The organism is Embleya sp. NPDC005971, from assembly GCF_040629175.1.
Taxonomy (GTDB): domain Bacteria; phylum Actinomycetota; class Actinomycetes; order Streptomycetales; family Streptomycetaceae; genus Embleya.
In genome coordinates, this window is the sequence record NZ_JBEXUX010000039.1 from 86,661 (window position 1) to 98,077 (window position 11,417).

Annotated in this window: 12 protein-coding genes; 10 read left to right on the forward strand and 2 right to left on the reverse strand. The window is 71.2% G+C overall.

The genetic code is table 11. The features are described from left to right. The first annotated feature begins 163 nt into the window (after positions 1-163). The 4 genes from ABZ374_RS29790 (at position 164) to ABZ374_RS29805 (ending at position 5,016) form a co-directional block, all read left to right on the forward strand. Positions 164-1,075: a dihydrodipicolinate synthase family protein gene (locus ABZ374_RS29790; protein ID WP_360316655.1), complete on the forward strand. Its 912-nt coding sequence runs from the start codon at positions 164-166 to the stop codon at positions 1,073-1,075. Positions 1,076-1,154: 79 nt separating this feature from the next. Next, the gene (locus tag ABZ374_RS29795; RefSeq protein WP_360316657.1) at positions 1,155-2,564 is read left to right on the forward strand and encodes an aldehyde dehydrogenase family protein; all 1,410 of its coding nucleotides are present in this window, start codon (positions 1,155-1,157) and stop codon (positions 2,562-2,564) included. 171 nt (positions 2,565-2,735) lie between these two features. Beyond that, positions 2,736-3,509 carry a GntR family transcriptional regulator gene (locus ABZ374_RS29800; RefSeq protein ID WP_360316660.1) on the forward strand — a complete coding sequence of 258 codons (774 nt, stop codon included), beginning with the start codon at positions 2,736-2,738 and terminating at the stop codon, positions 3,507-3,509. A 238-nt stretch (positions 3,510-3,747) separates the two neighbouring features. Continuing rightward, on the forward strand, positions 3,748-5,016 hold the full coding sequence (locus tag ABZ374_RS29805) for an alpha/beta fold hydrolase (RefSeq protein WP_360316662.1): 1,269 nt from the start codon (positions 3,748-3,750) through the stop codon (positions 5,014-5,016). An 83-nt stretch (positions 5,017-5,099) separates the two neighbouring features. Here ABZ374_RS29805 and ABZ374_RS29810 read toward each other — a convergent pair whose 3' ends face one another. Further along, the gene (locus ABZ374_RS29810; protein ID WP_360316664.1) at positions 5,100-5,903 is read right to left on the reverse strand and encodes a TauD/TfdA family dioxygenase; all 804 of its coding nucleotides are present in this window, start codon (positions 5,901-5,903) and stop codon (positions 5,100-5,102) included. Between the two features lie 68 nt (positions 5,904-5,971). Here ABZ374_RS29810 and ABZ374_RS29815 point away from each other — a divergent pair, with 68 nt between their 5' ends. The 5 genes from ABZ374_RS29815 to ABZ374_RS29835 all read left to right on the forward strand — a co-directional run bounded on the left by ABZ374_RS29815 (position 5,972) and on the right by ABZ374_RS29835 (position 10,813). Next, positions 5,972-6,628, forward strand: a complete 657-nt coding sequence (locus ABZ374_RS29815; protein WP_360316666.1) for a helix-turn-helix domain-containing protein — start codon at positions 5,972-5,974, stop codon at positions 6,626-6,628. A gap of 158 nt (positions 6,629-6,786) precedes the next feature. Further along, a complete protein-coding gene (locus tag ABZ374_RS29820) occupies positions 6,787-7,587 on the forward strand; it encodes a slipin family protein (RefSeq protein WP_360316668.1) in 801 nt (266 codons plus the stop codon). A 151-nt stretch (positions 7,588-7,738) separates the two neighbouring features. Continuing rightward, positions 7,739-8,035, forward strand: a complete 297-nt coding sequence (locus tag ABZ374_RS29825; protein ID WP_360316670.1) for a hypothetical protein — start codon at positions 7,739-7,741, stop codon at positions 8,033-8,035. Positions 8,036-8,153: 118 nt separating this feature from the next. Continuing rightward, entirely contained in the window at positions 8,154-9,005 is an 852-nt protein-coding gene (locus ABZ374_RS29830) for an SMI1/KNR4 family protein (protein WP_360316673.1), read from the forward strand. A gap of 158 nt (positions 9,006-9,163) precedes the next feature. Then, complete coding sequence (locus tag ABZ374_RS29835) at positions 9,164-10,813, forward strand: FAD-binding protein (RefSeq protein WP_360316675.1); 1,650 nt, start codon at positions 9,164-9,166, stop codon at positions 10,811-10,813. 54 nt (positions 10,814-10,867) lie between these two features. Here the strand turns inward: ABZ374_RS29835 and ABZ374_RS29840 are convergent, their stop codons facing one another. Then, on the reverse strand, positions 10,868-11,038 hold the full coding sequence (locus ABZ374_RS29840; protein ID WP_360316677.1) for a hypothetical protein: 171 nt from the start codon (positions 11,036-11,038) through the stop codon (positions 10,868-10,870). A 199-nt stretch (positions 11,039-11,237) separates the two neighbouring features. Here ABZ374_RS29840 and ABZ374_RS29845 point away from each other — a divergent pair. Next, a partial coding sequence (locus tag ABZ374_RS29845; RefSeq protein ID WP_360316680.1) for a hypothetical protein occupies positions 11,238-11,417 on the forward strand: 180 nt, incomplete at its 3' end.

An 11,417-nucleotide genomic window follows, 5' to 3' on the forward strand; every position in this document is an offset into this window, starting at 1 on the left:
CATTGTATTTGCAATTCCTTTACCGTTCACCTGCGGTTTTGCTTCCGGGTCCACCGTCTACGGTGATTCGCTGCGGGTCTGGCGCAACGCAGGAGCAATGTGACATTGTACTGATCCCAGCCGGTGCGCCCTCGACGGCGACGCCGAAATCCAAGGAGCCCCCATGTCCGAAGCCATCGCCACCGACCGCACCGCTCGTCCCTGGCGCGGCCTGATGGTCGCCACCCCGCTGCCGCTGCACGCGGACCTGAGCATCGACTACGACGGCTTCGCCGAGCATGTGCGCGGTCTCGTCGAGGCCGGCTGCGACGGCGTGGTGCCCAACGGCTCCCTGGGCGAATACCAGGTCCTGACCGCCGAGGAACGGGCCCGCGTGGTCCGCGTCGCGGTCGAGGCGGTGGGCGGCGACCGGGTGATGCCCGGTGTCGCCGCCTACGGCTCGGCCGAGGCCCGCCGGTGGACCGAGCAGGCCGCCGAGGCCGGCGCCGGGGCGGTCATGTTGCTGCCGCCGAACGGCTACCGCGCCGACGACGCCGAGGTGCACGCGCACTACGCGGACGTGGCCTCGGTCGGCCTGCCGATCGTCGCCTACAACAACCCGTTCGACACCCGGGTGGACCTGACCCCCGAACTGCTGGCCAAGCTGCACGCGGACGGCCTCGTCGTCGGCGTCAAGGAGTTCAGCGGCGACACCCGACGCGCCTATCGGATCGCCGAACTCGCCCCCGAACTCGACCTGTTGGCCGGCGCCGACGATGTGCTCCTGGAGCTGGCCGTGGCCGGCGCCAAGGGCTGGATCGGCGGCTTCCTCAACGTCCTGCCGAACGCCTGCGTCGAGCTCTACCGCACCGCCGTCGCCGGCGACCTGACCCGGGCGCGGGAGCTGTACGACATCCTGCAGCCGCTGCTGCGCTGGGACACCCGCAGCGAGTTCGTCCAGGCGATCAAGCTGTCGATGGACGTGGTCGGCAAGTCCGGCGGCCCCTGCCGACCGCCGCGCCGGCCGCTGAACGCCGAGATGCAGCAGAGCATCCGGCTGGCGACCGAACGCGCCGTGGCGGCCGGGCTGAGCTGACCGGGACCCGACCGGCGGCCCGACGCGCCGCCGACGTGCATACGCCCCACCCGTGTTCCCTCCCGAAGGGCTTGCTTTCGTGACCACCACGTCCACCGCACCCCTGGTGCGCAGCCACAACCCCGCCGCCCCCGCCGAACTCGTCGCCGAGGCCCCGGCGGTGTCGCCCGCCGACGTGCACCGCGCCGCCGAACGGGCCCGCACCGCCCAGCGGGAGTGGGTGGCGGCCGGGGCCTCGGCCCGCTGCGCCGCGCTCGGCGCCGCGGCCGACCGGCTCGCCGCCGACGCCGGCACCTTCGTCGACCTGATCGTGCGCGAGGTCGGGAAACCGATCACCGAGGCACGCGGCGAGGTCGCCCGCGCGGTCGCCATCCTGCGCTACAACGCGCAGCAGGTGTACGACCCGATCGGCTCGGTGCACGAGCCCGCCGCGGGCCCCGGCCTGCTGCTGACCCGCCGTCGTCCGCACGGCGTGGCCGGGCTGATCACCCCGTGGAACTTCCCGCTGGCCATTCCGCTGTGGAAGGCCGCGCCCGCGTTGGCCACGGGCAACGCGGTCCTGCTCAAGCCCGCGCCGCAGGCGCTCGGCTGCGCGCAGCGGCTGGCCGAACTCCTCGACGCGGTCCTGCCCGTCGACCTGTTCACCGTGCTGCCGGGAGAGGCCGCCACCGGCGTGGCCGTGGTCGAGGCGAGCGACGTGGTCTCGTTCACCGGCTCCACCGCGGTGGGCCTGGACGTGGTCCGCGCCGGCACCGCTCGGGGCATCCCGGTCCAGGCCGAGATGGGCGGCTGCAACGCCGCGTTGGTCCTGCCGGACGCCGACGTGCGCGCCACCGCGGCCCAGTTGATCGGCGCCGCGTTCGGCTATGCCGGTCAGAAGTGCACCGCGACGCGGCGGATCGTCGTGGTGGGCGACGCCGACCCGCTGCGCGAGGCGCTGGACGCCGCCGCCCGGGCGATGCCGGTGGGCGACCCGGCCGATCCCGCGACCGTGTGCGGGCCGGTGGTCGGCGAGGCGGCCCGGGCCCGGGTGCGGGCCGCGCTCGACTCCGCGACGGCGGCCGGCGGCCGGGTGCTGACCACGGGCGGGGCGTACGACGGCGCGGGGTGGTACGCCACGCCGACCATCCTGGAACAGGTGCCGGCCGGGCACGCCACCCTGCGCGAGGAGGTGTTCGGGCCCGTCGCGGTGCTGCAACGCGCGGACGACCTGACGCACGCCATCGCGCTGGCCCGCGATGTCCCGCACGGCCTGGTGACCTCGGTGCACACCCGCGACCTGGACGCCGCGCTCGCGGTCGTGGACCGGATCGACACCGGCCTGGTGAAGGTCAACGCGCCCACCACCGGCGTCGACTTCCACCTGCCCTTCGGCGGTACCAAGGCATCCAGTCACGGGCCGCGCGAACAGGGCCGCGCCGCGGCGGACTTCTACACCGCCACGTGCACGGTGAGCCTGTTGCCGGCGAATCCGACCGGCGGCGCGTGAGATCGTCGAGGCACCGAGGCACCGAGGCACCGAGGCACCGAGGCACCGAGGCACCGAGGCACCGAGGCACCGGAGAGTCGGAAACGACGGGAGGGATGGGGCGCGGTGACCGATAGACTGTAACATTGCACATTGTATGGCTATTCGAGGTCATGCCGGCCCCGAGGGAGGATGCACCCGATGAGAGCGCACGCCGAAGTGCCGACCGGTCGGACCGGCGAGACCGCCGCCGCGACGAACCTGTCGGAGCGGCCGCTGGACCTGCCGTTCGTGCAGGAGCGCCGCAGTCTGCGCGATCAGGTGACGCACGCGCTGCGAGCCGCCCTCATCGCCGGCGAACTGCGTCCCGACGTCATCTACTCCGCGCCCAGCCTGGCCGCCCAGTTCCGCGTTTCGGCCACCCCCGTACGCGAGGCAATGCTGGATCTGGTCAAGGAAGGGCTGGTCGAGGTTGTTCGCAACAAGGGCTTCCGGGTGACCGCGCTGTCCGCCCGGGACCTCGACGAATACACCGAGATTCGATCGATGATCGAGATCCCCGTCATCGTGCGCCTGGCCGAGACCGCCGACCCCGCCGCGCTCCAGGCGCTGCGCCCGGTGGCCGCGGCGATCGTGGCCGCCGCCGAACGGCGCGACCTGATCGGCTACCTGGAGTCCGACCGGCAGTTCCACCTCGGACTCCTCGAACTGGGCGGCAACCAGCGCCTGGTCGAGGTGGTCGGCGACCTGCGCAAGCGCTCGCGGCTGTACGGACTCACCCGACTCGCCGAACGCGGTGCGTTGGTGGCCTCGGCGCGCGAACACGAGGAGATCCTCGACCTGTTGCTCGCCGGCGACGGGGCGGGGGTGCGTCGGGCGATGGACGAACACCTCGGCCACATCCGCTCGTTGTGGTCCGACCCGACGGGCGAGAGCGACCCGGCGCGCGAGTCCGCGCCGGAGTGAGACCGCGTCGCCGCGGCCGGGAACGCGCACCGATCCCCGGCCCCGGCGGCGGCCCCGCCCGCACGGCACGGCACCGCGCGCCGCTCCCGGCCCCGGTTCCACTCCCGGCCCCGGTTCCACTCCCGAACCCACGACGGGGGACCCACCGCCGAGCCCGGACGACGCGGCCCCTCGGCATGCCCCGATTCCGCACCGACCCGCTTCGCCGACAGCACCGGCGATCCCAGGAAGGCCCTTCATGAGCTACCGATACGCGGTCGTCGACCACGTCTTCGACCTCCCCCTGGACCACCACGACCCGGGCGGCCCGCGCATCGACGTCTTCGCCCGGGAGGTCGCCGACCCGGCCCGGGCCCACGAGCGGTTGCCCTGGCTGCTCTACCTCCAGGGCGGTCCGGGGAGCAAGTCCCCACGGCCGACCGGGAGTACGCCCGGCTGGCTGCGGCACGCGACCAAGACCCACCGGGTGCTGCTGCTGGACCAGCGGGGCACCGGGCGCAGCACGCCGATGACCACCCGCGCCGCCGAACGATTCGGGTCGGCCGAGGAACTGGCGGACCACCTGGCGCACTTCCGGGCCGACGCGATCGTCGCGGACGCCGAGGCGATCCGGCGGAACCTGTGCGGCGACGAGCCGTGGGAGACGCTCGGCCAGAGCTACGGCGGCTTCATCACGCTCAGCTATCTGTCCCGGGCCCCGCAGGGGTTGCGGCGGTGCTACATCACCGGCGGCCTGCCCGGCCTGTCCACCGACGCGGACGAGGTGTACGCGCGGACCTACCCGCGGATCCGGGACAAGAACGCCGAATACCGAGATCGTTATCCGGACGACGTCGCCCGGCTGCGCCGGATCGCCGACACGGTCGCCGGCGGCGGGGTGCGGCTGCCCGACGGGGACCTGCTGACGGTGCGTCGATTGCGCACGCTCGGTCTGGTGTTCGGCATGGGGGACGGCTTCGAGAGGGTGCACTGGCTGCTCGACGAGGCGCTCGACGCGCGGTCCGGCGAGTTGTCGCCCACCTTCCTGGCCCAGGTGATGAACCTGACCGGCTTCGTGGACAATCCGCTGTTCGCGGTCCTGCACGAATCCATCTACGCCCAGGGCGAGGGCGCCACCGACTGGGCCGCCGAACGCGTCATGGCCACCCTCCCCGAGTTCGCCGAGGACGCGGATCCGCTGCTGCTCACCGGCGAGACGATGCACCCCTGGATGTTCGAGGAGATCGCCGGACTGCGGCCGTTCGCCGACGCGGCCCGCATCCTCGCCGAGCGCACCGACTGGCCTCGGCTGTACGACCGGGAGCGGTTGGCCGCGAACCGGGTCCCGGTGACCGCGGCCGTCTACCACGACGACATGTACGTCGACGCGCCCCTGTCCCTGCGAACCGCCCGCGAAGTCGGCGCGGTCCGGACCTGGGTCACCAACGAGTGGGAACACGACGGCGTCGCCGCGTCCGGCGACGCGGTGCTGTCCCGCCTGATGGACATGGCCGTCGGCCGAGCCTGACCGGGGCGGCGCCCCGCGGTGACCCGCCCCGCCGACCGCGCACGGTGTCGACGGGGCGGGCCGACCGGTCGTCCTTCCCGATATCAGCGTGGTTCGTCGCCCTCGATGACGATGCGGTGCATGACGCGTGGGCCCTGATAGTCGTAGGCGGCGTAGTGCTGGGTGCTGCGGTTGTCCCACAGGGCGATGTCCCCGGGGCGCCAGGTCAGCCGCACCTGGAATTCCGGGCGGGCGGTCCGGTCGAACAGGAACGGCAGCAACAGCTCGTTCTCCCGTTCGTCGAGCTCGACGATGCGGGTGGTGAAGATCCGGTTGACGTAGAGGCAGCGCCGACCGGTGACCGGGTGGGTGCGCACGACCGGGTGCACCACCGGCGGCAGCGCCGCGCGGTCGCCGCCGCGGTGCGATCGCGACTTGGCGAAGTCGTGCTCCGCGGTGAGCCCGTCGAGCAGCGCGCGGACGGGTGCGGACAGGCCGCTGTACGCGCTTTCCATGTCGGCCCACACGGTGTCGCCCCCCAGGGCCGGCAGGGACACCGCGCGCAACATCGTGCCCAGCGGCGGACGGGCCATGAAGGTCGCGTCGCTGTGCCAGATGTCCGCGTTGGAGACCTTGGGCCCGTCTCCGCCGGTGGCCAGCACCATCACCTCCGGCAGGTCGGGAGCGGCGGGCTCGCCGAACGGGAAGTGTTGCAACGTCCCGAAGCGGGCCGCCACCTCGCGCTGGCGCTGCGCGGTGATGCGCTGGTCGCGGAAGAAGAGCACCTGGCGTTCGTGCAACGCGTCGGTGAGCGCGGCGAACACCGACGCGTCGAGGTCGTCCCGGTTCAGGTCGAGGTCGAGGACCTCGGCGCCGATGGTGGGGGTGAGCGGACGGATGTCGAACACGGCGGACCTCACGAGAATTGAGACAACGTGACTTAATCGAGTGAGATGGAATGTCTTACACTGCTCGCATGGATGTCAAGACCCGAACCCGAGCGCGCATCCTGGACGCGGCCGAACGCCTGTTCGCCGAGCGCGACACCGCACAGGTGTCGCTCCGCGAGATCGGCGCCGCGGCCGGCCAGCGCAACAACTCGGCCGTGCAGTACCACTTCGGCACCCGCGACGTGCTGGTCAGAGCCCTGTACGAGGACCGCCTGGCGCCGCTCAACGCACGCCGCCTGGAGCTGCTCGCGACCCTGGACGCCGAGGGCGTCGGCGACCTCGGCGCACTGGTGGACGCCTATCTGCGCCCCCTGGCCGAGGCCATGCGCGACGGCGACCGCGCCGGCCACTACGCGCGCTTCGTGCACCGCTACACCCTCGAAGGCGCACCGTTCTCCCCGCCGCTGGGCGAGGACGTCGTCGGCGGCATCCGCGAGGTCACCGCGCGCATCGACGCCGCCCTCGCGGCCGGCGAGCCGGCGCTGCCCGCCGGCACCCGGGCCGGACGGCTGCGCCTGATGCAACTGTTGATCACCGCCACCCTCGCCGACGTGGAGGGGCGACTCGACGAGGCAAGCGAACTCCCGTTGCCGTTCGACGAGTTGACCGCGGATCTGCGGCAGGCCGCAGTGGGCCTGCTGTGCGCACCGGCGGCCTCGCCCGCGCCGCGGGTCGGCGGCTGAGACGCGAGCAGGCGGCTGCTGTTCGTGCCCCGTGCCGTCCCGGCTCCCGACCGGCTCCGACCGCCCTCGATCGAGGCCGGTCGGAGCTACAGTTGCAATGTGGGGGCGCTCGGGGACGCCCACCTGCTCGGGGCAGTCACTCGGCACCGGAGTGGGTCATGACCCTGCTGCTCGTCGTTCTGCTCGTCGTCGGCGGCGTCGCCGCCGTGGTCGCACTGCTCGCCGGGGTCGGACTGCGGGTGGTCCGTCAGTACGAGCGCGGTGTGGTGTTCCGCCTGGGCCGGGTGCAGGAACCGATCCGAGAGGCCGGTCTGACCCGGATCGTGCCGATCGTGGACCGCCTGCGCAAGGTCAACACGCAGATCGTGACGATGCCGGTCCCCGCCCAGGACGGCATCACCCGGGACAACGTCACCGTCCGCGTCGACGCCGTCGTGTATTTCCGGGTGAACGACCCGGTCAAGGCGACGATCGAGGTGCAGGACTACGAGTTCGCGGTGTCCCAGGTCGCCCAGACGTCGTTGCGGTCGATCATCGGCAAGAGCGACCTGGACGACCTGCTGTCGAACCGGGAGGCGCTCAACCAGGGCCTGGCGCTGATGATCGACTCGCCCGCGGTGGGCTGGGGCGTGGAGATCGACCGAGTGGAGATCAAGGACGTGGCGCTGCCGGAGTCGATGAAACGGTCGATGTCCAGGCAGGCCGAGGCCGAGCGCGAACGGCGATCGCGGATCATCACCGCCGACGGCGAGTTCCAGGCGTCGCGCAAGCTCGCCTCCGCGGCGGATGTGATGGCGCGCAGCCCCGCGGCGCTGCAACTGCGGCTGTTGCAGACCATCGTCGAGGTCGCGGCCGAGAAGAACTCGACGGTCGTGCTGCCCTTCCCGGTGGAACTGCTGCGCTTCCTGGAGCACGCGAGCGGCCCGTCGGCGTCCGGCGAGTCGCCGACGGATCGATGAGGGCGCGCGTCGGACGCCCCGCCGGACCGCCGACCGCCCGGCACCGGCCGATACTCGGCGCGGTCCATTCGGCGTAGTCCGGCGTGCGCGAGGGGTGACGGCACTGGTCGACTGAGCCGACACGGCAAACCACCCCGCATCGGAGGCCGATATGGCGATCCTCGTGATTCTCGAAATGCCCGGCATGACCCAGGCCATGTACGAGTCGAGCGCAGACCAGGTGACCGGCGGTCGCGGTGCCGTGAAATCCCCCTCCGACTGGCCGGTGCCGGGGCTGCTCTCGCACACCGCCGCCGCCACGCCCGAGGGCTGGTTCGTCGCCGACGTGTGGGAATCCGAGGAAGCCTTCGAGCGGTTCGGCGAGATCATCATCCCGATCCTGCGCGGCCTCGGCCTTGCGGACGTGCAGCCGAAGGTCTACCCGGTGTTCACGATGGTGACCCGGTAGCCACCCGCGTCCACCCCGCGAACCATCCGCCGTCTGCGCACCCCGGGTCTCCCGGCGCAGGCGGCGGACGCGCGTTCGGGTCCGGGTTCGTGTCGGTGCCGGCCGTGAGGATGGCGTCATGACCGATACCGCGTTCGACTGGCGTTGTTTTCTGGAGCGTTGGAGCGAGGAGTGGGCGGACACCTGCCGTCCGGAGGACGTTCTCGGCGCGGGTGAGGAAGCGGCGCGTCGCACGCGTCGACTCGGGTTCGAACCCGCGTCACCGGCGCGGATCCAGGCCATGGAGGAGCGGCTGGGGATGCGAATGCCGCCGTCGTACCGGGAGTTCCTCGCGGTCACCGACGGCCAGCGGAACGCGGGGGCTTCGTGTCCTTACTCGGTGGCACCGAGGGGGCCCGATGGTTCGTGGACGACGTCGGGTTCGCCGAGGACCCGATGGGAGGCGGAACGGGCGGCGTGGACCGGTACTTCGTCCTCGTACGACGACAAGGCCCCGGTCGCGATCGGGCGAGCCGGACCCGACTGGGCCTTCGCGTTCGACGCCCGACCCCAGCCGTTCCACGAGGGTCGATTCGTCAGCCCGGTCGGTGCCGCCTCGCAGGCGGGCCGGGCCGTCGTGGTGTGGTGTGCTCCCGACCGCCCGGGCTCGCCGGGAGGGCTGTTCCACCTGTCGGTCGCCGAGGGCGGAGCCGAGTGCCATGCGTTCACGGTCCAGGGCGCGACCGTACGACGCAGCGGCGACATACCGCCGGCGCTGGATCCGGACCGGCTGTTCCCGCCCCGCGCCGGCGAACTCTTCTCAGCGTCGGGTCACCGTCGAGCACTCGCGGCGGTCACCGCCGAGTTCGGCGTCGCACTGCCGCGCTTCGCCCTCACCCGCGGACGCCTGCACACCCTCACCACCGCCTCGTGGACGCGACCACCGGGATCGGGTGAGGGCTACCTGACGACCGCGGTGACGCTCCGGTGAGATCCCGAGCCGGTGCGACGCCGTCGACCGAACTCGTCGCATCGGCACGGCCGCACGTGCACGGCACCATGCTCACCCGAACGGCGGAGTAGCCCGACGTGGATTCGTCGTAACTTCGACTGAGCGGTTGCCAGACGGGTGAGCTTTGGGGGTTTGTCATGTCGACACACGACATCGAGGTGGGTTCCGGCGACCCGCGGTACGACGCGCTGCGCCGCGGGTTCAACCAGCGCTGGATCGCCAGTCCGGACTACGTGGTGGTGGCCACGACGGCGGACGACGTGGTGGCGGCGCTCACCGGGTACCTCGCCGATCCGCCCGGTGCGCCCGGCCGGATCACCGTGCGTTCCGGTGGTCACTGCTACGAAAACTTCGTCTCCTCCCCGGACGTCGGCGTCATCATCGACGTCGGCCAAATGAACCGCGTCTATTTCGACCCCGACGAGGACGCCTACTGCATCGAGGCGGGGGCAACGAACTGGCACAGCACCACCCAGCTCTACCGGGCGACGGGGCTGGCGCTGCCCGGGGGCTCCTGCTATTCGGTCGGCCTCGGTGGCCACGTGTCCGGCGGCGGATACGGGCTGCTCTCCCGGATGTTCGGCCTGACGGTGGACTATCTGTACGCGGTGGAGGTGGTCACCGTCGCGGACGGCAGGACACCCGAGAAGACGGTGGCGCGCAAGGATTCGCCGGACGAGGCGCTGCGCGACCTGTGGTGGGCGCACACCGGTGGCGGCGGGGGCAACTTCGGGGTGATCACCAGGTATTGGTTCCGCGGCCTGCCGCAACCACCCGCGCGTGTGCTGCTGCGGTCCCTCGCGTGGAAGTGGTCGGACCTCGTCGAGCACCCCGAACTCTTCAAGTCGCTGGTCCGGCGTTACGGGCAGTTCTTCGAGTACGAGGCCGCCGGCAGACTTCCGGATTCCTTCGGTGAATACACCTACCGCGACATGTTCACGCTGCTGAAGCTCACGCACATGAGCAGCGGCAAGGTCGGTTTGACGATTCAGCTCGACGGCACGCGGGACGACTCCGCGGAGCGGCTCCAGGCGTTCCTGGACTGGATCACCGAGGGGTTCGAGACACCCGACGGCTACCTTGTGGAGGAAACCCCACTCGACCTCCAGATCGGCGAACACCCGGCCCAGAGCGCCCTGTTCATCCCGACGCGGCTTCCCTGGCTGACCGCCACCCAGAGCCTGAACGACTCCGGCCCCAATCGTTGCGGCAAGTACAAGTCGGCGTACATGACGAGGGGGTTCACCGAGGATCAGATCGACGCGATCCTGTTCCACCTCACGGACCCCGACTACGACAACCCCGACGCCCTGGTGCAGGTCGACTCCTACGGCGGGGCGATCAACGACGTGGCCGCTGCGGCGACGGCGGTGCCACAACGCTCCTCGATCCTCAAGCTCCAGTACCAGGTGTATTGGACCTGGGGCACCGATGCCAACAAGGATGGCGTATTCGACTACCAGGACGCGGAGTTGGATCCGGAGATCGCCGGGCCGCATCTGCGCTGGATCCGGGACTTCTATCAGGCGGTCTACCGGGACACCGGGGGAGTGCCGGTGGTACCCGACCCGGCGCTGCCCGCGACCCTGACGGCGAACACGGACGGCTGCTACATCAACTACCCGGACGTCGACATCTCGGACCCGGACTTCAACACGTCGGGCGAGCCCTGGCACCAGCTCTACTACAAGGACGGATACCGGCGACTCCAGCAGGTGAAGCAGTGTTGGGACCCGCACGACGTCTTCCGGCACGAACAGTCCGTTCAGCCGCCGCAGATCCCGTAGAAGCCCTTGTGGGACCGCCGCACCGTCCGCCGCCGCCGGGCTCGATCGTCGCGATTACGAGCGTTTGGCCGGGGGCGGCACCGCGGGGGAGAAGTTGGCGAAGGGTTCGGCGGCCGAGATCAGGGCGGCCAGGGCCGGGGACGTCGCGGCGTCGGGATGCGCGGCCAACGCGTCGCGGGCGCACGTGATCGCCGCGCGCAGGTCCTCGTGACGCGAGGTGGGCATCGGAGTTCCCTTCGGGACCGAAACGATGATCGCCCGGAGTCGTTTCCGGCCTCGGACAGCGATGTTATCCGAGGCCGGAAGTCGAATCACACCGCACGCCCGTCCTGTTCGGAAAGTCCGATGGCCGTGCCCGCTCGGGCGGCTGTTGCGAGGCGGCGGGCTGCGCGCGGAAGTCCGGCCGGGGCGCCGGGGCGGCCGTGTGGAGGTGCAGATGATTCCCTGCGGATTTCACGGCTGCCCCGGCTTCCTGCATCCCTGCCCGATAAAGGGCGTTTCACCCCGGCGCGGTGCGGTGGTGTTTTCCGGAATTGTGATTCCGGTGCGGCGCGCGAGGAAAGGGCGGGGTGTGGTCCGCATCGATGAATTCGATGCGGACCAC